This is a genomic window from Asticcacaulis solisilvae (genome assembly GCF_017875235.1).
GTDB lineage: Bacteria > Pseudomonadota > Alphaproteobacteria > Caulobacterales > Caulobacteraceae > Asticcacaulis > Asticcacaulis solisilvae_A.
This window is the reverse complement of sequence record NZ_JAGGMI010000016.1, coordinates 48,419-71,437: the sequence shown is the minus strand read 5'-3', so window position 1 is coordinate 71,437 and position 23,019 is coordinate 48,419. Positions and strand designations below refer to the sequence as shown.

The window sequence follows — 23,019 nt, the reverse complement described above, 5'->3', positions numbered from 1 at the left end:
GAAAAGAAAGAGGCCCCGCCCACCACTCGCTTCTCTCGCGGTCCCCCTCCCCATTCATGGGGAGGGGGGAACATCTGCGGAGCAGATGGTGGGCGGGGCCTCTTCGTATGTTTAAGCCGCCGCTGTTGCGGCCTCTGCTGCTTCGATCAATTTGAGCGATTCGTGCAGGATCGCTTCGGATGCCTTTTCCGCCTCCGCCGCGTCGCCGTTTTCGATGGCGACCAGGATGGCCTCGTGCGCCGCGATGCTGGCCGTGTGGCCGGAAATCTTGTTGGTCAGCTGGATCGACAACCGCAAGGCGTTGTTGATCAGGGGCTTCAGCCGCATGAAGAACGGATTGCCCGACGCCTTGAGGATCGAGACATGGAAGTCGATATCGGCCTGAAGCGCGGCGTCCTGGTCTCCGGCGGTGGCGATCATCGCCTCCAGCCCTTCGCGAATCGCCGCGATCGCCACCTTGTCCTGAACCTCGGCGGCGAGCGCCGCGGCGGTCGGTTCAATGGCCAGGCGCATCTGGGTGAATTCAAGAAAGATCTTGTTCGAGAACGGCCGCTCCATCAGCCAGCGCAGCACGTCTGGATCGAGCAGGTTCCAGTTCTCGATCGGCTCGACGCGCGTGCCCTGGCGCTGGCGCGACGACAGCAGCCCCTTGGCGGACAACATCTTGACGGCTTCGCGCATGACGGTGCGGCTGGCGCCATAGCGGACGCACAGTTCGGCTTCTGTCGGAAAACCGGTGGTTTCGAATTCGCCTCTGACGATGGACTGGCCAAGTGACGCCAACAAGCCATAGGCGAGGCTGACGCCAAGTTCCGAACGCATTTGAATGCCTTATCTTTAGGTAGCGGCCGAGTCGCTCGGGCCTTGTGTAACGAACTTATAGACGACAAGCGCTTAAAAAACACAAACGTGATTTGAGGCTTGCCTGATAGCGCTATCAGATTATAGTACAAATTTCACTGATAAAGAAATGCGTCACTGATGAATGTCGTGACGGGGAATGGGGAGAAACTCATGGGAATTGGCAAGGCGTGCCGGGTAATCACGTTCGGCTTGGCGGCGACAGCGCTGTCAATGATTCCAGCCTATGTGTGGGCAGCCGATAAGCCCATACCGCAGTTCGTCCAAAAAAATGGCAAGCACACCCTTATGGTCGATGGCGCGCCGTTTGTGATCCTGGGCGGGCAGGCCAACAATTCGAGCAACTACCCCGATACGCTGGCCAAGGTCTGGCCGGCGATCAAGGACGTCAATGCCAATACCCTGGTGATCCCAGTGGCGTGGGAGCAGATCGAGCCAACCGAAGGCAAGTTCGACTTCAGCTTCGTTGACACGCTGGTCAAGGAGGCGCGCGCCAACAATGTGCGTTTGAGCATCCTGTGGTTTGGCACATGGAAGAATACCGGGCCCAGCTATACGCCGTCGTGGGTCAAGCTCGACAACAAGCGCTTTCCGCGCCTGACCAACAAGGACGGTTCGCTGTCCTACGCCCTGTCGCCGCACTACAAGGCGACGCTGGACGCTGATAAAAAGGCCTATGTCGCCCTGATGAACCACATCAAGGCGATCGACACGGCCGAACGCACCGTCGTCCTCATGCAGGTCGAAAACGAGGTTGGCGTCTACGGCACCGAGCGCGACTATTCCGCCGTCGCCAACAAGCTGTTCGCGCAACCTGTGCCGCCTGCTCTGATCAAGCAGATGGGCGACCGCGCGCTGAAGAAGTCCGGCACCTGGTCAGAAGTCTTCGGCAAGCACGCCGACGAGTATTTCCATGCCTGGCACATGGCGGCTTTCTGTAACGAGGTCGCCGCCGCCGGCAAATCGGCATATCCGCTGCCGGCCTACATGAACGCCGCGCTCAAGGATCCGCTCAATCCGGAACAGCCGGCAGGTTCCTACGCGTCGGGCGGACCGACATATAATGTGATCGACGTCTATAAGGTGGCGGCACCCCAGATCGACTTCCTGGCGCCGGACCTCTATTCGCCCGGTTCGCAGTCCTACGAAGCGACGCTCAAGTGGTACAAGCGTCCGGATAACGCGCTGTATGTGGCCGAAAGCGGCAACAAGCCGACCTATGCGCGTTTCATCTTCTCGGTCCTGGGCCAGCAGGGCATCGGCTTCGATCCGTTCGGCTTCGACTACACCGGCTATTCCAACTATCCGTTGGGCACGACCGAGACCGATCGCAAGATCGTCGAGCCCTTCGCGCCGTTGTATAAGCTGTTCGGCGACATGAACCGCGTCTGGGCCAAACTCAGCTTCGAGGGCCAGGTCTGGGGCGTGTCAGAACCCGACGATCATTCGGCGCAGACGCTTGACTTCGGGTCGAAGTGGAACGCCAAGGTCACCTATCGCCAGTGGCAGTTCGGCCTGCCTGAATGGGACAAGGACAACAAGAATGGCTTCCCGGAAGGCTCGGATGTGCCTTCTGGCGGTATCGCGGTCGCGAAGCTGTCGGACAATGAGTTCCTGGTCGCCGGCCATAATGCCCGTATCAGCTTTGGCGCGGGCCCGGCCAACAAAGACAAGGGCATGCTGCTCGACCGTGTCGAAGAAGGCCATTACGATGCCGACGGCAAGTGGGTCATGCAGCGCGTTTGGAACGGTGACCAGACCGACTATGGTTTGAATTTCAAGGATCAGCCGCGCCTGTTGAAGGTGCGCCTGGGAACGTACGAGAAGTAGCTTCTACAGGGAAGCCCCCACCACCATTGGCTCCGCCAATGGTCCCCCTCCCCACAAGTGGGGAGGAATAAGGGAAGGGAGCGGGTTTTCTTATTCCTCCCCAGTTTACTGGGGAGGGGGACCGCGGCGCAGAGCGGCGTGGTGGTGGGGGCTCTTATAAAGCAATGCAAAACAGTCTTTCAGGGAGACTTTTATGACTTCAGCGATCAAATGGGTTTCGGTATCGGCGCTTGCGCTCTGCCTGTCGGCGGGCGCGGCCCTGGCCGGAACATACGAAAAGACGGCCACCGGCATCGTCGTCAAGCCGGACACCGGCAGCGCTAAGGAAGTGCGGCTGGAGGTCATCAATGACTCAATCATCCACGTTCTGGCGGTCGATGACCCCAGCCGTCCGCAGATCGAATCCTTGATGGCCGTCGCCAAGCCGGCCGGCACATTCACCGTCAAGGATGCGAAAGACAGCGTCCTGATCGATGCCGGCAAGGCGTCGGCGCGTGTCTCGCTGAAGGACGGCCTGGTCACCTTCTATAATGACAAGGACCAAGCGGTCCTGACCGGCGCCAAGGCCGAGATCACGCCGGTGACCGTCGAAGGCAAGCCCTACGTCGCCACATCGGCCCAGTTCAACAAGGGCACCAAGGACAGCTTCTACGGCCTGGGCCAGCACCAGAACGCCCAGATGGACCTGAACGGCGAAGACGTCGAGCTGCGCCAGCACAATATGGACATCGCCATCCCGTTCATCGTCTCGGACAAGAACTATGGCGTGCTGTGGGACAACAATTCGCCGACGCGCTGGGGCAATCCGGTCCGCTTCGGCCTGCTGTCGCGGGATCTCAAGCTGGCCGCCGAAGACGGTTCGGCCGGCCTGACGGCGAAATACTATGTCGATGGCCAACTGGTACTGACCCGCGTCGAGCCGGACATCCGCTACCAGTTCCTGAGCGATGTCGACAAGTACTGGCCAACCGACCCGGTCTTGAGCAAGACGGCGACGCAAAACAAGAAGGTCAAAGTCGTCTGGGAAGGCACGCTGACCTCCGATGCCGCCGGCGTGCACAAGATGCGCATGTATTCGTCGGACTATGCGACGCTGAAGCTGGACGGCAAGACGGTCTACGACCGCATCTGGCGCCAGAACTGGAACCCCTGGTATCACAACCTCGAACAGAAGTTCGAGGCAGGCAAGCCGGTCAAGCTGTACGTCGAATGGGAGCCGGCCGGCGGCATGATCTCCATGCACCACTCGAACCCCGAAGCCGATGCCGACAAGCACTCGCTGCGCTTTGCTTCGGAAGTCGGCACGGGCCTGAACTACTACTTCATCTCGTCGGACAGCATGGATGGCGTGATTGGCGGCTATCGCCACATCACCGGCCAGGCGCCGATGATGCCGAAATGGGCCTACGGTTACTGGCAGTCGCGCCAGCGCTACGAGACGCAGGAACAGCTCCTGGGCGTGCTGAAGACCTATCGCCAGAACAAGTGGCCGATCGACAATATCGTCCAGGACTGGTTCTACTGGCCGGAAGACCAGTGGGGCAGCCACGATTTCGATGCCAAACGCTTCCCGAACCCCCAGGGTATGATCGACGAGGTTCACAAGAACAACGCCAACATCATGTTCTCGATCTGGGGCAAGTTCTACGCCAATACGGACAACTACAAGGAGTTCGAGCGCAAGGGCTATATGTGGACCAAGAATGTCGAGCTGGGCGCCAAGGACTGGGTCGGTCCGGGCTACCTGAACTCGCACTATTCGCCCTATAACCAGGAAGCGCGCGACATCTATTACCGCCAGTTGAAGGAAAAGCTGGTCGGCCTCGGCATCGACGCGTGGTGGATGGACAATACCGAGCCGGACGTCCGTTCGAACACCAGCCCGGAAGAATTCGCCACCCTGATCACGCCGACCCAGATGGGGCCGGGGGCGGTCGTTCACAACGCCTATGCGACCATGAACACGCGCGCCATGTACGAAGGCTTGCAGAAGGACCAGCCGAACAAGCGCCAGTTCATCCTGACGCGTTCGGGCTTCGGCGGCGTCCAGCGCAATGCGGCGGCCATCTGGTCGGGCGACATCGTCGGCACCTGGGCGAACTTCCACGACCAGATTTCGGCCGGCGTGCAGGCCGGTCTGTCGGGCGTGCCGAACTGGACGCACGACATCGGCGGCTATGCCCAGGAAACCCGCTTCCAGGGTTCTGACGTCGGTGGCTTGCAGGAAAACCGCGGTGGCGGCGGCACAGGCACCGCCGAGGATCTGCGCGAATGGCGTGAGCTGAACCAGCGTTGGTTCCAGTTCGGCGCCTTCTCGCCGCTGATGCGCAGCCACGGCGAAGGCGTCAAGCGCGAGATCCACGAAATCTCGCCGCCGAACTCCGACATGCGCGCCAACATGGTGTGGTTCCTGGAACTGCGCTACCGCCTGATGCCGTATACCTATACGGCCGCCTCCGACATCTATTACAAGTCGGGCACGATCATGCGCGGCCTGGTGATGGACTTCGGCAATGATCCCAAGGTCAAGAACATCAACGACCAGTACATGTTCGGCAAGTCGATCCTGGTCGCGCCGGTGACCCAGTTCAACGCCCGTTCACGCGCTGTATATCTTCCGAAGGGCGCCGACTGGTACGACTTCTATACGGGCAAGGCGCACAAGGGCGGGGCCACCATCACGGCCGACGCGCCGCTGTCGCAAATGCCGCTGTTCGTCAAGGCCGGCGCCATCGTGCCGATGGGCCCGGTCCTTCAGTACGTCAGCGAAAAGCCCGACGCGCCGCTTACGCTCACCGTCTATACCGGCGCCAACGGCGACTACAGCCTCTATGAGGACGACGGCGTCTCCAACGGCTATGTGAAGGGCGAGGCCAGCCGCATCCCTATGCGCTATGACGACAAGACCGGCGCACTGACCATCGGCGAGCGTTCGGGCAGCTTCAATGGCATGGTGGCCAACCGTACCTTCCGCGTCCGCTTTATCACGCCGGGCACGGCGACGACGAAGTTCGACGAGTTCAGCAAGGAAGTCGCCTATAACGGCAGCGCCGTGACGGTGACCAAGTAGTCATTTCTTCCTTACGTCATGGCGCGGTAATGTCCGTACCATGACGGTTTTGGAAAAATGGGACGATTTCGAGGATGGCGTCCGGCGCGTCATCCTCGAACAGCTTGATGACATGGATCGGGCGTCGGTGGATGACGCCGGCCTGGTCCATGCACTGCGGTTGTCGTGCAAGAAAATCCGCGCCTGGCTGCGTCTTTTGCGCGACGCCCTGGGGGATGAGGCTTTCAAATCGGAAAACCGGATATTCCGCGATCTCTCGCGACGCCTGAGCGTGCAGCGCGATGCCGATGTTCTGCACGAAAGTGTGGAGTCGCTGCGCGATGCGTTTCCCGGAGAGGCGCACGCCGGCGACATTTCCGCGGCGCGCAGCGCCTTGCCGGACGTCACGCCGGAAAACGGAAATATCGCCAGCGTGCTCGCGGACGTGGCGGTGATTGCCGCCGATGCGCGTCAGCGCATAGCTGAGTTGCCGCTGGAACGCCGCGACCGCAAGGCAGCCCTGAAACAGGCCTATCGCAAATCCTGCCGGCGTGAAAAGAAGGCGCGGCGTGCGGCGCGCGATCTGACGGCGGACAATCTGCACGAATGGCGCAAGCAGGTGAAGGCCCTGTACTATCAAATCCAGCTTGTCCGCGACGTCTGGCCGAAACGGATCCGGCGGCTGGGCGCGCGACTGAAAACCCTGGCTAAAACGCTTGGTCACCATCACGATCTGGCCGTGCTGGAAGAGCAGCTTCTGGCCAGCCACATGCCGTTGCCGCCGCAACGCCTGCAGTCGATCCGCAAGCTGATCCATCATCGCCTCGAAGCCGAAGGCAACAAGGCGGTCCGGCAGGGAAGAAAGGTGTCGCGCGCGTCGTGCGGGAATTTTACCAAAGGCCTGGCCCGGCGATGGAAAACATGGGCCGGTTGAGCCATATTGTTTTCTGATTTTTGTCCCTCATATTTAACGAAGTTGGTGACCAATCCGGCTCCAGCAGCGTGTCGTACAAGGTGTTGAATCACTTAAACGAAAGGCTGTTCCCGCATGTCGTCTGCTTCCGTAGCCACCCTTTCCGACAATTTTCCCAAGGCCGCCCTTAACGATGTTCCGCTGATGGCGCGCAAGGGCGTGGCCATGCTGCAAAAGGCGTGGGACGCGGGCAGCCTCGATGTTGTCTTTCCCAATGGCAAGCACCTGCTGCTGCAGGGCCAGAAGCCAGGGCCGGCGGCGGTCCTGCAGGTCAAGGATTTCAACTTCATCAAGCGGGTCCTGGCGTCGGGCGATATCGGCTTCTGCGACGGCTACAAGGACAATGAGTGGGATACGCCCGATCTTGCGACCCTGCTGGAAGTCCTGACGCTGAACTCGAAAAAGCTGGGCCAGCTTTTCACCGGCAATATCATCACGCGGACGATCAACAAGATCGTCCATGCTTTACGTAAAAACACCAAGTCGGGATCGCGGCGGAATATCTTCGCCCATTATGACCTGGGCAACAGCTTCTACGACAAGTGGCTCGACAAGAGCATGACCTATTCGTCGGCCCTGTTCGACGGCCGGTCCAAGGACGACCTGACCGCCGCCCAGACCGCCAAATATGAGCGGCTGGCAAAACTGGTCGACCTCAAGCCCGGCCAGCACGTGCTGGAGATCGGTTGCGGCTGGGGCGGTTTCGCCCAGTACGCCGCCGAAACCATCGGCGCGCGCGTTACGGGCGTGACCATCAGCCAGGCCCAGCTCGACTACGCCGTCGAACGCATGGAACGCCTGGGCTTGAGCGACAAGGTCGAGATCAAGCTCATGGACTATCGCGACATAGAGGGCGAATACGACGCCGTGGTGTCGATCGAAATGTTTGAAGCGGTCGGCGAGGCCTATTGGAGCGCCTATTTTGACAAGGTGCGCAACGTGCTGAAATCCGGCGGCAAGGCTGGCCTGCAGATCATCACCATTGCCGACGAGACGTTCGAGGAATACCGCCAGCGCGCTGACTTCATCCAGAAGTATATTTTCCCGGGTGGCATGCTACCTTCGCTCACCAAGCTGGCCGAACATTCGCGCGCTGCCGGCCTTAAGCTCATGTCCGACTTCAGCTTCGGCAAGGACTATGCCGAAACCCTGAAACAGTGGGCGTTACGGTTTGAGAAGGCCTGGCACGAGGGCCGCATCCACGGTTTCGACGACCCGTTCCGCAAGCTGTGGCTCTTCTACCTGGCCTATTGCGAAGCCGGTTTCCGGACCGCGCGGACCAACGTCGTCCACCTTCAGTTGCAGCGGGCGGACTAGGTCGGCTCGCCATAAAACACTTGTCTCGATAAGGCACTGACGTTACGACGGTCGCTCGATTAACAACCAATTCCGAATCTGGTGAGACCGGGCTCGGCGATTTGGGGGCGCGGTGCAGGACATAACACGAGTGGATGAGGGCGAGGGCGTAACGACGAACGCAAGGCCTGTCGTCACGGCGTCGCCGGGCGCCATCACTCTTGTCCGTCACGGCGAGCCGGACCTGTCGCGGCGCCTGCTGCTCGACTGGCGCGGCTACGAAGACTGGTGGGCGAAGTACGAGCAGGCCGGGCTTCTGGCTGGCCAGACTCCGCCGCATTGTCTGGACCAGTACGCGCGCGAAGCCCGTTACATCTATTCCTCGACCATCCGGCGCTCGATCGAAACCGCTCAGGCCGTTTGCGGCAAGCGTCCGTTTGAACAGCTGGACATGCTGGTCGAGGCGCCCTTGCCGCCGCCGCATCTGCCGACCTGGATCAAGCTGTCACCCAAGTCGTGGGGGTGGGGGACGGTGTCGCGCCTGTGGTGGTGGTATACGGACAACCACAATGCGCCGGAAACGCGTCATCAGGCCGTGCAACGGGCGAAAAAGGCCGCCGATTTTCTGGTCGAAAAAGCGCGCGAAGGCGGAGACGTACTCGTCCTGGCGCACGGCTATTTCAATCTGATGATCAGCCTTGAACTGAAGAAAATGGGCTATATAAAGACGGTCGAGCAGGGGTTTCAATACTGGGGGTGCCGCCGCTACGAACTGAAGGAGCGATAGATGGCCGAAGCCAATGGACTGTCCTTTGAAGAGGCGCTGAAGGAACTCGAGAAGATCGTGTCCGAGCTCGAATCGGGGCAGGCGCCGCTGGAAAAGTCGCTGGACCTCTATAAGCGCGGTGCGGAGCTCAAGGCCTTGTGCGAAATGCGTCTCGAAGCCGCGCGCCTGCAGGTCGAGAAGATTTCGCTGTCGAAGTCCGGTGTCGTCGAAGGTACCGCACCGGCGAGCTTCGAGTAATGCCCGCACCGGTCGCTGCAAATTCCGATCTTCCGCCCTTACAGCAGCGGCTGGCCGAGACGGCCGACCTGGTGACCCTGGCGCTCGACCAGCTCCTGCCGCGCGGCGAGGGGGCGGAGAGCCGACTGACCGAGGCCATGCGTTACGCGGCGCTCGGGCCCGGCAAGCGCATCCGGCCGTTCTTCGCGCTGGAAACCGCGCGCCTGTTCGATGCTGACGAGAATTCGGTACTGCGCGCCGCCTGCGCGCTCGAATGCATCCACGCCTATAGCCTGGTTCACGATGACCTGCCGTGCATGGACGACGACGACATCCGCCGCGGGCAGCTGACCGTCCATCGCGCCTATGACGAAGCCACCGCCGTCCTGGCCGGCGACGCCCTGCAAAGCATCGCCTTCGAAATCCTGGCCAGCGAGGACACGCACGAGGACGCGGCGGTGCGCTGCGAACTGGTGCGGCTGCTGGCCCAGGCTTCGGGTGCGCTCGGCATGGCCGGCGGCCAGATGATCGACCTGATCGGCGTGCATGACGACCTGGGCGGTGTGGCGCGCATGCAGCGCCTGAAGACCGGCGCCTTGATCGTCTATGCCTTTGAAATCCCGCTGGTGATTGCCGATGCGCCCGAACGCGACGGCATGGCCCTGATGCACTTCGCCCAGGACCTGGGGCTGGCCTACCAGATCGCCGACGACGTGCTGGATGTCGAAGGCGATCCCGAGGAGATGGGCAAGGCGTCAGGCGGCAAGGACGCTGAAAAGGGCAAGACCAACTTCGTGACGCTTCTGGGGCTGGATGAGGCCAAGGCCCGCGTCAAAATGCTCAGTGAGCAGGCCAAATCCAGGCTTGATATTTTCGGCGGAAAGGCGCGATACTTGCGCGACAGTGTTGACTTCGTACTCAATCGGCGCAACTGAACCACTTTTTCTCTTCTTATTTTGGTTCCGCCAGAAACCGGTTTGCGCACAGTATGCCTGAAACCCCGATCCTCGATACGCTGCACGGCAGCGAAGGGTTCAATCCAGCCAAAATCCACGAGCTGAACGGTGCCGAACTGAAGGCGCTGGCCGAGGAAGTGCGCGCGGAAACCATCGATGTTGTCTCCAAGATCGGTGGCCACCTGGGTTCGGCGCTTGGGGTGGTCGAACTGACGGTCGCGCTGCACCATGTCTTTGATACGCCTAGCGATATCCTCATCTGGGATGTCGGCCACCAGACCTATCCACACAAAATTCTGACCGGCCGCCGCGACCGTATCCGCACCCTGCGACAGGGCGGCGGGCTGTCGGGTTTCACCAAGCGCGCGGAAAGCGCCTATGATCCGTTCGGCGCCGCGCACGCTGCCACCTCGATCTCGGCGGCGCTCGGCTTCTGTGCCGCCCGCGACCTGAAGGGTGAGACAAACAAGGTGGTGGCGGTTATCGGCGACGGCTCGATGTCGGCCGGCATGGCCTATGAGGCGATGAACAACGCCGCCGAAACGACCAAGAACCTGACGGTCATCCTCAACGACAACGACATGTCGATCGCCCCACCGGTCGGCGGCATGAGCGCCTACCTGGCCAATCTGGTCTCCGGCGGCACCTATCAGTCGATTCGCCGCTTCGGCCGACAGGTCGCCGAGCATCTGCCGCGCCCGCTTTATGAGATGGTGCGCAAGGGCGAGGAGTTTTCGCGCACCTACGTCACCGGCGGTACGTTTTTTGAGGAACTGGGCTTCTACTATGTCGGACCGATCGACGGCCACAATATGGAACACGTCCTGGCCGTCCTGAAGCGCGTGCGCGGCATCAATGACCGGCCGGTCCTTGTCCACGTCGTCACCCAAAAGGGCAAGGGCTATGTCCACGCCGAAAGCGCGTCGGACAAGTATCACGGCGTCGCGAAGTTCGACGTCATCACCGGCGAACAGTCCAAGCCGAAGTCGAATGCCCCAAGCTATACCGAGGTCTTCGCCACCGAACTGATCAAGCAGGCGCGCATCGACCCCAAGGTCGTCGCGATCACCGCCGCCATGCCGTCGGGCACCGGCCTTGACCGCTTCGCCGAGGTCTTTCCCGACCGCACCTATGATGTCGGCATCGCCGAACAGCACGCCGTGACCTTTGCCGCGGGCCTTGCCGCCGACGGCATGAAGCCGTTCTGCGCCCTCTATTCGACCTTCCTGCAACGCGGCTACGACCAGGTGGCGCACGACGTAGCCCTGCAGAACCTGCCGGTGCGGTTCGCCATCGACCGGGCGGGACTGGTCGGAGCCGATGGCGCGACCCACGCCGGGACCTTCGATATCGGCTATCTCGGCGCCTTGCCCAACATGATGATCATGGCGGCGGCCGACGAGGCCGAACTGGCGGCGATGATCGCCACGGCGCGTGACTATGAGGCGGGCCCCAGCGCCTTCCGTTATCCGCGCGGCGAAGGCGTCGGTGTCGAAATCCCGGCGGTGGCCGAAGCGCTTCAGATCGGCAAGGGCCGCATCGTCCGCGAAGGTTCCAAGGTCGCCATCCTGTCGCTGGGGACGCGCCTGACCGATGCTTTGAAAGCGGCTGACATGCTGGCGGCGCGCGGCCTGTCGACGACGGTCGCCGATGCCCGCTTCGCCAAGCCGGTGGATCGCGATCTGGTGCTGCGCCTGGCGCGCGAACACGAATGCCTGATCACGGTCGAAGAGGGGGCCGAAGGCGGTTTTGGCGCCTTTGTCCTGCACCTGCTGGCCCGCGAAGGCGCGCTTGATGCCGGTCTCAAGATCCGCACCCTGACCCTGCCGGATATCTTCCAGGACCAGGACAGCATGCCGGCCATGTATGCCCAGGCCGGTCTCGACGCGGCGGGTATAACGCTTACGGCGCTGCAGGCGCTGGGGCTGGAAGCCGAAGCCATCAAAGCCATCAAGCGCTAAAAAAAGCGCCTTCCCGAAGGAAGGCGCCCACTGATTTTAATAGTTACCGATGATCAGGCCGGCGATCAGGCCGGTCGCGACCGCGGCGAGGACGTAGTTGTTATCGACGCGGCGCCATTCGTAACCCCGGGGCGGGGCGTAGAGGTGGCGATGACGGCGATAGTCGACGTAGTAGCCACGGTTCCAGTCATTGTAGGACACATAGCCACCGCGGCGCCAGTCGGACCGGTCCCGCCAGCCCCTGTGATATCCACGGTCATAGCTGCGACGCTCGTAGCGATCGTATCGGTCGCGGCGGTCATGCCGGTCCCAACGATCTCCACGATCGCGGCGGTCGTGCCGGTCCCAACGGTCTCCACGGTCGTGACGGTCATAGCGATCGTGACGGTCGTAGCGGTCAAAAGCCAGGGCCGAGGCCGGGGCGCTCAGCGAACTGATGGCGACAACCAGGCCAAGGGCAGCGGCGCTAAAAATCTTCTTCATGGCGACACCTTAAAAACGAGATTACTGAACAGGCCCATGTTTCAGATCTTACACAATTGAACCTGAACCCAGCCTGAACGGGTTAGTCATCTGTTAAGGTATTGGCGGAAATAGCAAAAAACGCGCCCTTCGAAGAGATTCCGAACCACCCGTCACGAGGAATGGCGAGCGCCAGAAGCTCACGCGCCACGGCCGGCGTCAGACGGGCTTCGAGGGCGTTACGCACCTCGATATAGGGCCGGACGGCACCGTCGGCATCGATCTCGAAGCGTAAAGGGTGGTCCGCGTCCGCCGTGACCACATCGCCGACATGGGTGTGAAAGGTGAGGGCTTCACCGTCCCGATTCATGCCGACAGCCACGAAAGGCGCGTCATCGACCGCGATCCGGACCTTTTCGACCGGGGTCACCAGGTAATAGCTGTCGTCTTCGCGCCGCAGGATGCGGGAAAACAGCCGCACCATGGCGGGACGTTCGATCGGCGTGCCATTGTAGAACCAGACGCCGTTCGTGGCGATGCGCATGTCGATATCGCCGCAGAAGGCCGGATGCCACTGATCGACGGGCAAGTCGCGGGTGGGCGCATCGCCATGGGCGCCGTAAAAGTCGAGCAGGCCTTTCACGCGATATCCTGCATGGCTTCAGGCGCCTCAACGCCTTCCGGATGCCCCGCGCGCAGAAGCTCCACCCAAAGGCGTGCAATGTCCTGGACGGCGGCGTAAGAGGTATCGACGACCCCTGTCAGCAGGTCAAAACCGAGCGGCAGGGTATCGTAGCGGCGATAGACAACATTCACGCGGGCGGCGATCAGGCGCCTGACGAAGGCTTCGGTTTGCGCCGCCAGCGGATCGAGCCCCGCCGAAACCGCCAGGGTGCGCGGCTGGCCGATCAGCAGCTTTTCCAGCGCCGGTGAAATGCGTGGATCGGTCAGGTCGGTGCCGGCGCCGGCATAGTGGCTGGCCAGGGTATGAATATCGTCGCCGGCGAAAGGCCAACCGTCTGCCACGTGATCCTTCAGGCGTGGATCGCTGAGATCCACCAGCGGGGTAATCAGCAACTGCGCCATCGGCAGCGGCTTGAACTCGCGCTTCAGGTCGATGCACAGCCGCGCCGCCAGATTGGCCCCGGTCAGAATGCCGCCGATGGCCGTCCCGCCGTTGCGCGTCCCCAGCCGCCCGGCATTGGCCTGGGCCCAGTTAAGCGCGTCTCGGGCATCATCAAGGGCCGCCGGGAAGCGATGCACCGGCGCCAGGCGCAGTTCCGGAATGAAGATCGGACAGCGTGCTTCGTGCGCCAGGGCGGCGCAGACCGCGCGCGACAGACCGGGGCCGCCCAGCACGCCGGCGCCCTGAGGGAAGAAGACGAGCAGAGGCGCGTCGGCGGAGATGGTCGAAGGACGGACAAGCAGGCCGCGGACGGTTTCGCTGCTGATGTCCTCGACCTTCACGCGGACCTGCGACGGCAGGCCCAAAAGGGCAGCGGTTTCGGCCCATTCCTGCCGCGCCTGCTCCAGCGTCTTGCCGTGAAGCGTCAGGGGCGTCGCATCGCCCTTGGCGAAATAGCCGTGCCACAGGAACTGGATTTGCGGATCCAGCGTCCGACCGTCCTGGTAGACGACGCCTCCGCCCGACAGGAAACGCAGCATGGCCGGCGGCAGGGTCAGAACTGTTTTCAGCAGCCGCTGGCGAAGCAGGGAAGAACGCATATGGGGCCCGTAAATTCTTGTATCGACGGCAGGATAACACCTTTCCGCTGCCTGACGAACACAGGTCACGCGCAATTATTTCCGACAGGCGGGGATGAAGTGGGACATTTTCGCCATTTCCGCTGAAAATTTGCGGGCACCAGCGGTGTTCCGTTAGGGAATGCGTTGACCGTTTTCAAAAGCGCTGGCTTAATGATGCCACAATTCGTTACTCCGGCTGCCTGAGATCCAGGGACCAAGGGGAGGGCGGAAACGCCCCTCAGAGGCTCCGACTGCTGCTACCGAGACCACGATTGTATGTGGGGGCGACCCTGCAACTCGATAACAGCTCGATTATAGGAGAGCAGCACATGGCCGAAGGTACGGTCAAATGGTTCAACACCACCAAGGGCTTCGGCTTTATCCAGCCCGCCGCCGGTGGCAATGATGTCTTCGTTCATATCTCGGCCGTCCAGCGCGCCGGACTGCAGGGATTGAGCGACGGTCAGCGGGTCTCTTACGAGTTGCAGACCGAGCGCGGCAAGACGGCCGCCGTCGACATCAAGGCGCTCTGAGCCAGCCTGAGATAATGATTTTAAAAGCCGTCCGTTCTGTACGGGCGGCTTTTATGCTTTGGGTGTTTCCGCCAGCATCGCCCTGATGTCCTGAGGCGTGAGACCGTCGTCGCGATAGTCGCCCAACGCCTTGGAGCCCTTGCGCTTGGCCAGGCGCCGGCCGTCTTCGTCAAGCAGCAGGGCATGGTGGTGATAGACGGGCAGGGGCAGGCCCAGCAGCGCCTGAAGCAGGACCTGGGTGTGGGTGGCTTCGAACAGGTCGTGGCCGCGCACCACATGGGTAATGCCCTGGCGCGCATCATCGACGACGACCGCCAGGTGGTAGGCAACGCCGATATCCTTGCGGCCGAGAACGACGTCGCCATTGACTTCGGGACGAGCAGGGTGCGTGCCGGGGGCATGCGACATTTCCACAAAATGCAGATCGTCATAGCGGCCGCCCAAGTGTTCGCGGGCGGCATCGAGCGATAGCCGCCAGGCCGCATTGGCCGCGCCTGTAAAGGTTTCGGCGTGGTCTCCGTCCTGCGGCGCACTCAATGCCGCCTCGACCTGCTCCTTGCGCGTGCGGTGATCGGCATAGACGACGCCCAGGCCGATCAGCCGCTCCAGCGCGTCCCTATAGTCGGAAATATGCTCGCTTTGACGCAAGACCGGCTCTGGCCAACTCAGGCCCAGCCAGGCCAGGTCCGTATATATGCCGGCCTCGAAGTGCGGCCGGCAGCGGGTGTGGTCGATGTCCTCCACGCGCAGGATGAACTGGCCGCCCTGATCTTGTGAGATCTCATACGCCGTCAGCGCGCTGTAGGCGTGGCCGAGGTGCAGGTAACCGGTGGGGGAGGGTGCGAAGCGCGTGCGGCAGGTCATGGAAGTCAGGATATCGGCGTAAGTGCCGCGATGTCATAAAAAATTCGATTTGCAAAGGCGGGAATCGGGTTCACAGTCATCCTGTGGATAATATGCGTGCAGAAGGAGCCTTGTCTTCAAATACTGCCTATCAAACGTCCCGATGCCAGAGGTTTTTTCGATCGCTTCGCGCCGGAAAAAGTCTCTTGGCCTTTTGAGTGTCGCGCTTTCTAATCCGAAAACCGCTTCACACTTTTCGGAAAGCGCTCGACATGCCTGGAGGTTTCCATGCATGTTCTGAAAAGTCCGCCGCATGACTGGCGCGCTCTCGTGCTGAACGCCGATTTCCGGCCTCTGTCCTACTATCCTCTGTCGACCAAGCCATGGCAGGACGTGGTCAAGGCTGTCTTCGAAGACCGGGTCGACGTGGTCTCGACCTACGACATCGAAATCCGCTCGCCGTCGCTGAAGATGCGGCTGCCCAGCGTCGTGTCGCTGAAGACCTATATCGACCAGAACCGACCGCCGGCCTTTACCCGCTACAATGTCTTCCTGCGCGACGGCTTTCGCTGCCAGTACTGCGGCTCGCCGCATGAGCTGACTTTCGACCACGTCGTGCCGGTCAGCCAGGGCGGCAAGTCGAGCTGGACCAACATCCTGACGGCGTGCGCGCCGTGCAACTTGCGCAAAGGGGGAAAAACACCCGTTCAGGCGCGCATGATGCCGACAAAAAATCCACACCGGCCGACAATGTTTCACCTGCAGGATCTTGGACGCCGTTTTCCCCCTAACTATCTTCACGAAAGTTGGATAGACTACCTGTACTGGGATACGCCTCTGGAGGCGTAATTCACACGCGTTCCAGAATGCGTTACAGACTTCGGGGGAAGGTGCCGGCGCTCCCATATCCGCTGGCTCCAAGAAACGAGCATGGCATAGAAGATGTCACCTGTACGGTTTGAATTGGACAGGCGCGCCTTTGGCGTCGTCAATTTTGCCCGGCAAAAGGGGCAGGCCAGGATCGCCATGGAGCCTGTGCAAAAGGCGATCGAGGCGACATTGGGCGTTCGTGTCACCGCGAAGCGCGAAAAGCTGTTTGGCCCGAAAATCTATAGCTTCACATTCATGGGCGAGACGGTGAAACTCCGTCCGACCGACAGCGGCGATGCGCGGCTGGATCTCGGCATGGTCGATGATGAGGTGCGCGAAACCCTGCTCGAGCACATGCGCCAGAGCCTGGATTTCGAAGGGCGCTAATCGGGCTTTTTGTCGGCGCGTTCGTCGATGACCTTTTCCAGAAGGCCGATCAGACGCGTGATGTCTTCCTGACGCATAGCGTCGACCTTGGCGTGCAGCGCCTCGATATCCACCTCTGCCTTGCAGTTCACCTGATAGTCCAGTTCCGCCCTCTGCCGGTCGATGGCCGCCTGGCGGTTTTGGGCCATCATGATGATGGGGGCTGTAAAGGCCGCCTGGAACGACAGGACCAGGTTGAGCAGGATGAAGGGATAGGGATCCCAGTGATTGATCCAAGCCGTGATGTTCAGGACGATCCAGCCGAACAGGATGAGCGACTGGATGATGATGAAGTTCCAGGATCCGACCACGGCGGCGATCCTGTCCGACACACGGTCCCCGAAAGAGGTTTGCGGCGTCTTGTGGCGGCGCAGGCTGAACGCACTGTGGTCGTGCATCAGATTTTCTCGCTGATCCGGATGGCCAGGCGGCAGCCGGTCTTGATCACGGCCGACAGCAATGGGTATCCCGTCGCGTCGCGTGCGCCTTGGTCGACCGCGCGGTCGTGGTGGCCCAGTTCGTCGTCGCGAAACTGGCTGAGCTTGGCCGCGAGTTCCGGATCGGACGCCTCAACGTCGCGGATCTGTTCGGCATAGTGCTCGCCGATGACGCTTTCGACGGCTTCGGTGCAGGCATGGGCGGCCTTTTCGCCCAGCAGGGCGGTGCCGACGCCAAGGCCCAGGGCCGCCATGCGCCACACCGGCGTCATCAAGGTCGGACGCACCTGCTTTTCGCGCATCAGCGTCTCGAAGGCGTCGAGGTGCACCTGCTCCTCGCCTTCCATATGTTTGAACTGCTGGGCCAGGGCGTCGTTCTTCGTGCCGCCGAAGACGGCGGCCTGGCCGCGATAGATATGCACGGCCGCCAGTTCGCCGGCGTGATCGACCCTGAGGATTTCCGCCAGGCGGTCTTTCGTTTCGCCGGAACCGGGGCGGGGAGGCACTGGCGGACGGTCCATGGGCTTAGTTCCTGTAATAGGAGGGCCGTGCCTTGCGGAAACGCACCGAAGCGACGAGGCTTAGGATCGCCAGCACAGCCGAGAGGATGGCATTATATCCTGCCATACTCAGGCCGAACATACGCCATGCCGCGATGTCGCACTGGGGTGGTTTTGTTGTCGCGCCTGTCAGGAAGGCAAGCATCTGGTCCGGGCTGACCTCGGTGCCGTCGGACGTGCAGGTCTGGGGGCCGCGCCACCAGTCCCATTCGACGCCGGCATGATAGCCGGCCATGACCGCGCCGGTGGCGAAGATGGCGAACAGGACGAAGGAGAAAACACGCGGCGGGCCCTTGGCGCCTGTGAACAGCGCCCAGACGCTGGCCACCAGCGAGACACCGACCGCCATCCAGTAGATGTCGCGCTGCTTCAGACAGAGGTGGCAAGGGTGCAGCCCGCCGAACAGCTGGAACGACCAGGCGGTCGCCAGCATGGCCAGGGAGACGACCAGCGCGGTGATGCTCCACCAGCGGCTGAAGGCGAGGGCAAGCTTGGTGCCGGCGATCCGGGATCTCAGGGTCGTCATGTATCGCTTTGGAGTGCCCCTAGTGGGGGATGAACTTCAGTGCGATGATTCCTAGCACGATCAGTGCCACGGCAATAGTACCGACAAGATAGAAACGTTTTTCGATCAGTTCCGTGATTTCAGGGCCATAGCGCTTGCACGCCCAGGCGACCAGGAAGAAACGGGCGCCGCGGGTCACCACGCAACTGAAGAAGAAGACCGCCAGGTTCAGTTGCGCCAGGCCCGAGGCAATGGTGACCAGCTTGAACGGTATGGGCGTCAGGCCCTTGGCCAGGATCACCCACATGCCCCACTGCTCCATGAAGGTGTGGAAGCTGTCGAGCTTCTTGGCATAGCCGAAGAAGCCGAGAATCGCCATGCCGACCGGCTGCAGGAAATAGCCGATGGCGTAACCGAACAGCGCGCCCAGCACCGAAGCGATGGTGCAGGTCAGGGCGAAACGGTAGGCCTTGTCGCGCTGCTTCAGAATCATCGGCATCAGCATGACGTCGGGCGGGATGGGGAAGAAGGAGCTTTCGGCAAAGGATACGACCGCCAAAGCCTTTTCAGCATGCCTGCCGCCGGCCAGTTCCATCACCCAGTTGTAGAGTTTGCGCGGAGACTCCAGCAGCCAGCGCAGTGGGCCGGGGAGACCGGCGAATTGATCGGCTTTGTAGGGGGGCGGTGTATGGGCCACGGTCAGGTCTTCGTCTATTGGGGTATTCAATCCTTAGCAGCACTTACCGCGCTTGTCGCGATTGCGAACGCTGTCAGGCAAAATTTTTTCGCACTGCGGCATAGGTATACGATCGGTGAAGATATAGCGTGAATAGACAATACCTTAACAATAACTCATTTGTCATTGCCCACCATAAGGGCCATTCTACAGGCTCGGGGAAATTCATACCCTACGCTGGGACATTTGCAGATCATGACACAAGGTACGCTTACGCTCGACGAATACATGCCTTACCGCCTGGCGGTGGCGTCCAATGCCGTGAGCACGCTGATTTCGACAGCCTATGAGAGCCTCTATGGCCTCAAGATACCTGAGTGGCGCCTGATCACCATCCTGCGCGAAGACGGTCCTTCGACGCAGCAGGCCCTGGTCAAGCGCGCCGGCATGGACAAGGTGACGATTTCGCGCGCCGCCCAGGCCCTTGCCAAGCGCCGCCTGATCACGCGCGCCCCGCACGAGCACGACGGCCGCTCGCACCACCTGATCCTGACGGCCGAGGGCGAGCGCCTGTTCGCCGACGTCGCACCGGCGGCGATCGAATATGAAAAGGTCATGCTGGCCGAATTTTCGCCGGACGAGGTGTCGCAGTTCAAGACACTTCTGCGCCGCGTCGAAGAGGCTGCCATCAAGGCCCAGAACGGCAAATAAACCGGTAAATAGCCAGCCTGAAAGCCACACTTATCGGGGAAAAGGTGGCGAAAGGCTCGGCATTTGCGCGAACCGGAGTAGCACAGGCCAAAGCAATCTGTTAACCTTCCTGATTGACAGGGGTTTTGCCTTAGTGGAACCTGTCGATCGTCAATTGAAGCGCCGTGGCGCGGCTGAGGGAAAGGAGGGGCTCCCGATATGGACGAAAGGTTCGATTCGCCGGCCTTGAGCGATTTCCCCGCTGACGCCCCGCCTAGCCATGATTGGGTGTTGTGGCTGCTGACCGTTCTGTTCCTGGTCGCTCTTACGGCCGCGCTGGTCGTTGTGTTCAAACGCGCCGAGCGCCGCGCCGGTAGCGGCGCCGCCATCGATGAACGCGCCAAGGCCGTCATGCACTTCCTGTCGCCCGGCGCCAAGGCCCCCATGAACAGCCAGATCGACATGGCGATCAAGAGCCGCGCCGCCATCGAGGCGCAGTTCGGCGAAACGCTCAAGCTCAGCAACGCCCTGTCGAAGATTACCGGCCAGTTGAACGGCGCTGTCGAAGGCACCGACAAGAAGCCCTATGTCGCGAAAGGCGCGGGTGGTCCCGCCCAGATCAATGGCGGCACCTATATCAATATCTCGATCGGCGCCGACGGCCAGGTCCAGCCCGTGGCGCCGCCGCCGGCCGCCGCCGCCAAGGCCGAAAAGGTGATGATGACGCCGGAAGAGCAGAGCACGGCCATCTGGTTCGCCGTGCAAAAGCTGTTCGACTACTGGAAGAACCTGATGGTCGTCACCGAATCCTACCGCGCGGCCCTGCGCCAGCTGACGGATTCGCCGCCGTGGGTGCCGCCGGAGCCACCGGTGGCGCCCGGCAAGAAGGCGCACTGATCATGCGGCACGGCGAAGGCTTCGACGAACCATTCAGCGATACACCGCCCGATGCCGCCTATGGCGGCGATTACGGGGCGTCGTTCGACGCGCGCCTGCTGATCGGCTTTATCATCTTGTTCCTGGTCGTGGTCGGGCTGTTCTTCCTGGCCGACTATTTCGGCCGCCGCTATGGCCGCCAGAAGCTGATCGCCCAGCGCAAGGCCTCGGCCAAGGCGATTTATGAAAGCGTGCGCTGGTACCTCGACCGCGCCCTGAAGTCCTCGGGTTCGGTAATCATCGAGCGCGGCCGCGAAGTCGCCGAGGTGCTCAATGCCCGCCTGGGCTATGTGACCGACCTGTCGGCGAAGCAGTACAAGCTGTTCGTCGACCTGAAGGGCGCGCTGGAAGGCATGAAGGATTCTGTTCCCGCCGACACCACGCCCAAGGTGCCGGTGGCCCTGGCGACCGACCAGCACCAGTACCGCGTCTGGAAGGCGCTCCAGGCGCTCGACGATTTCTGGAAGGCCAAGGACGAGAAGGGGCACTTCGTCGTCGTCAGCATGATCGAAGCGGCGCAGCGCGAACTGTCGACCGTGCCGCCAAAACCGGCCGAACCCAAGGCGGCCGCGGCGTCGCGTCCGATCATCTGGCCGGTCAAAAAGGCCAAGGCGGTTGCCGCAGCGGCGGCAACACCCGCTCCCGCTCCCGCACCGCCGCCTGAACCCGCGCCGAAGCCCGCGACGGATGAAACGCCGCCGCCAGAGCCGACACCTCCGCCACCGCCTCCGCCGAAAAAGACCAAGACCCTGCCGGCGCATAAGCGGAGTATGTTGGCTTAGAGCCGTCCCATCCGATTTGGGACAATCCTTCCTACAAATCCGTCAAAGAGATCGCGGAGATGACGGCGCTTGTTATTCGTCCTGCGGAGCAAGCTGATCTGCCTATGCTGCTGGACCTGTATCGTCATTTAGATGCAGACGACGTTCGTTGTCCGGACGACGACGTCGACAGCGTTTTTGAACAGTTTCTTCGCTACCCCGGCAGCGCGATATTGCTCGGGTTGGTTGACGATATCCTGGTTGCGAGTTGCGCCGTCGTAGTCATTCCGAACCTCACCCGTGGTGGGAAGCCCTATGCACTCATTGAAAACGTGGTCACTCATACCGACTATCGCAACCGGGGATTTGGGAAGGCAATTTTAGCTGCGGCTGTCGACCGTGCATGGGTGAGCGGATGTTATAAAGCGATGCTCATGACTGGGTCCAGAAAACCTTCGACGCTTGCCTTCTATGAGGCTGCGGGATTTGAGCCATCAAAGACCGGCTTTCAGGTTCGGCGCATACCGGCCAGATCCGAGTAGACTTGGTGAACTTTCCGAAGCCCCATTGTTTTTCGCTGGAGAGTCCGCGCTCGATTTTAAGAGAAATGGTGCCCCCGGTCGGACTCGAACCGACACACCTTGCGGTACTCGATTTTGAGTCGAGCGCGTCTACCAATTCCACCACAGGGGCCTGAGGCGTCAGAGCGTGGTTTGATAATGAACTTCGCCGCCGCGCGCAAGCGGTTTACAGTGTCTTCCACATTCGGACGTGCGGAATGGTCACTTCCGTGAAAACGACGTCGTCGGTTGCGTAGCCGAGGCGCGCGTAGAAGGCCTGCGCCGTCTGGCGGGCGGCAAGGACGATCTCGTTGATGCCGTTGTGGCGGGCATAGTCTTCGAAAAACGCCACCAGTTGCGCGCCGACATTGCGGCCGCGCATGTCTTCGGAGACCGCCATCTGGCGCAGCTTGACCTTGCCGGGTGCATAAGGCGTCATCACCACCGTGCCGACAAGGCGGCCATCATTGAAGGCGGCCAGGTGTGTGTCGGCGGCTTCGCGCGCCAGGTCTTCGGCCGAAAAATCGAGCCCCAGAGGCGTGCGTAAAATGGCGCGGCGTAAGGCGACGGCGGCCTCATAGTCCGGCGTGCCGTATGCGACGGCGCGGATGTCGAGGCTCATTCGAAAGGCGCCAGTTCCGCCTGGATGCGCTTGGTCAGGCTCTTGCGGATAATGCGGTAGGATTCCGCGATACGGTGGCGGACTTCAGCTTCCGGGGCGTCGACCGGCAGACGCACCCACGACTTGTGCATATAGGGCGCGCGTTCCGCTGTGCCGCTTTCGATCAGCATTTCGGCGGTCTCGGCGTCCGGTGTCTTGACCGACACGCCCTTGTCGATGGCGCCGGTGACGGCGAACATCTTGCCCCCGACCTTCCAGCAGTCGTGGCCGCCGCCCCAGGGATCGGACACCTCGGCGCCGGGCAGGGTGGCACAAAACGTGTTGACGAAGTTCTGGCTCATGCTCATCCTCCGCTTGTGGAACTTTCAAAGCGATATGCCGAAACGAAGTTCGGCGCAGTCAAAAGTGTGCAGCGGTTTTCGGCTAAATATCGCGGTAAAACAAGAACTGGAGCATTATTTTA

Annotated in this window: 26 protein-coding genes and 1 tRNA gene; 15 read left to right on the top strand and 12 right to left on the bottom strand. The window is 61.5% G+C overall.

Going from position 1 to position 23,019, the window contains the following annotated elements:
- Positions 1-111: 111 nt before the first annotated feature.
- Positions 112-822, bottom strand: coding sequence for a FadR/GntR family transcriptional regulator (locus tag J2X24_RS19935; RefSeq protein ID WP_209725377.1), 711 nt, complete (start codon positions 820-822; stop codon positions 112-114).
- A gap of 192 nt (positions 823-1,014) precedes the next feature.
- Between J2X24_RS19935 and J2X24_RS19930 the strand changes: the two genes are divergently transcribed.
- The 8 genes from J2X24_RS19930 to dxs all read left to right on the top strand — a co-directional run bounded on the left by J2X24_RS19930 (position 1,015) and on the right by dxs (position 11,929).
- A complete protein-coding gene (locus tag J2X24_RS19930; protein WP_209725375.1) occupies positions 1,015-2,691 on the top strand; it encodes a DUF5597 domain-containing protein in 1,677 nt (558 codons plus the stop codon).
- A gap of 193 nt (positions 2,692-2,884) precedes the next feature.
- Positions 2,885-5,761, top strand: a complete 2,877-nt coding sequence (locus tag J2X24_RS19925; RefSeq protein WP_209725373.1) for a glycoside hydrolase family 31 protein — start codon at positions 2,885-2,887, stop codon at positions 5,759-5,761.
- 40 nt (positions 5,762-5,801) lie between these two features.
- Positions 5,802-6,674 carry a CHAD domain-containing protein gene (locus J2X24_RS19920; RefSeq protein ID WP_209725371.1) on the top strand — a complete coding sequence of 291 codons (873 nt, stop codon included), beginning with the start codon at positions 5,802-5,804 and terminating at the stop codon, positions 6,672-6,674.
- A 114-nt stretch (positions 6,675-6,788) separates the two neighbouring features.
- Positions 6,789-8,030 (top strand): SAM-dependent methyltransferase, encoded by a 1,242-nt coding sequence (locus J2X24_RS19915; protein ID WP_209725369.1) that lies wholly within the window; start codon positions 6,789-6,791, stop codon positions 8,028-8,030.
- A gap of 130 nt (positions 8,031-8,160) precedes the next feature.
- Positions 8,161-8,796, top strand: coding sequence for a histidine phosphatase family protein (locus tag J2X24_RS19910; protein WP_209725367.1), 636 nt, complete (start codon positions 8,161-8,163; stop codon positions 8,794-8,796).
- Positions 8,797-9,033: an exodeoxyribonuclease VII small subunit gene (locus tag J2X24_RS19905; RefSeq protein ID WP_209725365.1), complete on the top strand. Its 237-nt coding sequence runs from the start codon at positions 8,797-8,799 to the stop codon at positions 9,031-9,033. It abuts the gene before it with no gap.
- Positions 9,033-9,947 (top strand): polyprenyl synthetase family protein, encoded by a 915-nt coding sequence (locus J2X24_RS19900; protein WP_209725362.1) that lies wholly within the window; start codon positions 9,033-9,035, stop codon positions 9,945-9,947. Before J2X24_RS19905 ends, J2X24_RS19900 begins: the two co-directional genes overlap by 1 nt.
- A 53-nt stretch (positions 9,948-10,000) precedes the next feature.
- Positions 10,001-11,929, top strand: coding sequence for a 1-deoxy-D-xylulose-5-phosphate synthase (dxs, locus tag J2X24_RS19895; RefSeq protein ID WP_209725358.1), 1,929 nt, complete (start codon positions 10,001-10,003; stop codon positions 11,927-11,929).
- A 36-nt stretch (positions 11,930-11,965) separates the two neighbouring features.
- Here dxs and J2X24_RS19890 read toward each other — a convergent pair whose 3' ends face one another.
- The 3 genes from J2X24_RS19890 to J2X24_RS19880 form a co-directional block, all read right to left on the bottom strand.
- Positions 11,966-12,412, bottom strand: coding sequence for an RcnB family protein (locus tag J2X24_RS19890; protein ID WP_209725356.1), 447 nt, complete (start codon positions 12,410-12,412; stop codon positions 11,966-11,968).
- An 82-nt stretch (positions 12,413-12,494) separates the two neighbouring features.
- Entirely contained in the window at positions 12,495-13,034 is a 540-nt protein-coding gene (locus J2X24_RS19885) for a DUF1285 domain-containing protein (protein WP_310004960.1), read from the bottom strand.
- On the bottom strand, positions 13,031-14,116 hold the full coding sequence (locus J2X24_RS19880; RefSeq protein ID WP_209725354.1) for an alpha/beta hydrolase: 1,086 nt from the start codon (positions 14,114-14,116) through the stop codon (positions 13,031-13,033). Before J2X24_RS19880 ends, J2X24_RS19885 begins: the two co-directional genes overlap by 4 nt.
- 350 nt (positions 14,117-14,466) lie before the next feature.
- On the opposite strand from J2X24_RS19880, the gene J2X24_RS19875 reads away from it, so the two are divergent.
- Positions 14,467-14,670 carry a cold-shock protein gene (locus J2X24_RS19875; protein WP_209725352.1) on the top strand — a complete coding sequence of 68 codons (204 nt, stop codon included), beginning with the start codon at positions 14,467-14,469 and terminating at the stop codon, positions 14,668-14,670.
- 51 nt (positions 14,671-14,721) lie between these two features.
- On the opposite strand, the gene gluQRS is transcribed toward J2X24_RS19875, so the two are convergent.
- Complete coding sequence (gene gluQRS, locus J2X24_RS19870; RefSeq protein ID WP_209725350.1) at positions 14,722-15,534, bottom strand: tRNA glutamyl-Q(34) synthetase GluQRS; 813 nt, start codon at positions 15,532-15,534, stop codon at positions 14,722-14,724.
- 267 nt (positions 15,535-15,801) lie between these two features.
- On the opposite strand from gluQRS, the gene J2X24_RS19865 reads away from it, so the two are divergent.
- Both J2X24_RS19865 and J2X24_RS19860 read left to right on the top strand, forming a co-directional pair.
- Positions 15,802-16,362: an HNH endonuclease gene (locus tag J2X24_RS19865; RefSeq protein ID WP_192621229.1), complete on the top strand. Its 561-nt coding sequence runs from the start codon at positions 15,802-15,804 to the stop codon at positions 16,360-16,362.
- Between the two features lie 93 nt (positions 16,363-16,455).
- Entirely contained in the window at positions 16,456-16,770 is a 315-nt protein-coding gene (locus J2X24_RS19860; protein ID WP_209725347.1) for a hypothetical protein, read from the top strand.
- Here the strand turns inward: J2X24_RS19860 and J2X24_RS19855 are convergent.
- Genes J2X24_RS19855 through J2X24_RS19840 form a run of 4 tightly spaced genes read right to left on the bottom strand, consistent with a single transcriptional unit; the run spans position 16,767 to position 18,906 of the window.
- Entirely contained in the window at positions 16,767-17,207 is a 441-nt protein-coding gene (locus J2X24_RS19855; RefSeq protein ID WP_209725345.1) for a DUF1003 domain-containing protein, read from the bottom strand. The genes J2X24_RS19860 and J2X24_RS19855 overlap by 4 nt on opposite strands.
- Positions 17,207-17,767, bottom strand: a complete 561-nt coding sequence (locus tag J2X24_RS19850; protein WP_209725343.1) for a demethoxyubiquinone hydroxylase family protein — start codon at positions 17,765-17,767, stop codon at positions 17,207-17,209. The genes J2X24_RS19855 and J2X24_RS19850 overlap by 1 nt, the downstream gene beginning before the upstream one ends.
- 4 nt (positions 17,768-17,771) lie before the next feature.
- Complete coding sequence (locus J2X24_RS19845; protein ID WP_209725341.1) at positions 17,772-18,332, bottom strand: disulfide bond formation protein B; 561 nt, start codon at positions 18,330-18,332, stop codon at positions 17,772-17,774.
- Positions 18,333-18,351: 19 nt separating this feature from the next.
- Positions 18,352-18,906, bottom strand: coding sequence for a YqaA family protein (locus J2X24_RS19840; protein WP_209725423.1), 555 nt, complete (start codon positions 18,904-18,906; stop codon positions 18,352-18,354).
- Between the two features lie 336 nt (positions 18,907-19,242).
- Between J2X24_RS19840 and J2X24_RS19835 the strand changes: the two genes are divergently transcribed.
- The 4 genes from J2X24_RS19835 to J2X24_RS19820 all read left to right on the top strand — a co-directional run bounded on the left by J2X24_RS19835 (position 19,243) and on the right by J2X24_RS19820 (position 21,916).
- Entirely contained in the window at positions 19,243-19,698 is a 456-nt protein-coding gene (locus J2X24_RS19835; RefSeq protein WP_209725339.1) for a MarR family winged helix-turn-helix transcriptional regulator, read from the top strand.
- 198 nt (positions 19,699-19,896) lie between these two features.
- Positions 19,897-20,574, top strand: coding sequence for a hypothetical protein (locus tag J2X24_RS19830; protein WP_209725337.1), 678 nt, complete (start codon positions 19,897-19,899; stop codon positions 20,572-20,574).
- Positions 20,526-21,395, top strand: coding sequence for a hypothetical protein (locus J2X24_RS19825; protein WP_209725334.1), 870 nt, complete (start codon positions 20,526-20,528; stop codon positions 21,393-21,395). The genes J2X24_RS19830 and J2X24_RS19825 overlap by 49 nt, the downstream gene beginning before the upstream one ends.
- 59 nt (positions 21,396-21,454) lie before the next feature.
- The gene (locus J2X24_RS19820) at positions 21,455-21,916 is read left to right on the top strand and encodes a GNAT family N-acetyltransferase (RefSeq protein WP_209725333.1); all 462 of its coding nucleotides are present in this window, start codon (positions 21,455-21,457) and stop codon (positions 21,914-21,916) included.
- 66 nt (positions 21,917-21,982) lie between these two features.
- Here J2X24_RS19820 and J2X24_RS19815 read toward each other — a convergent pair.
- From J2X24_RS19815 to J2X24_RS19805, 3 genes are all read right to left on the bottom strand, one after another.
- Positions 21,983-22,067 (bottom strand) — tRNA-Leu (locus J2X24_RS19815).
- A gap of 54 nt (positions 22,068-22,121) precedes the next feature.
- Positions 22,122-22,556: a GNAT family N-acetyltransferase gene (locus J2X24_RS19810; protein WP_209725331.1), complete on the bottom strand. Its 435-nt coding sequence runs from the start codon at positions 22,554-22,556 to the stop codon at positions 22,122-22,124.
- Entirely contained in the window at positions 22,553-22,897 is a 345-nt protein-coding gene (locus tag J2X24_RS19805) for an MmcQ/YjbR family DNA-binding protein (RefSeq protein ID WP_209725329.1), read from the bottom strand. Before J2X24_RS19805 ends, J2X24_RS19810 begins: the two co-directional genes overlap by 4 nt.
- Between the last annotated feature and the right edge of the window lie 122 nt (positions 22,898-23,019).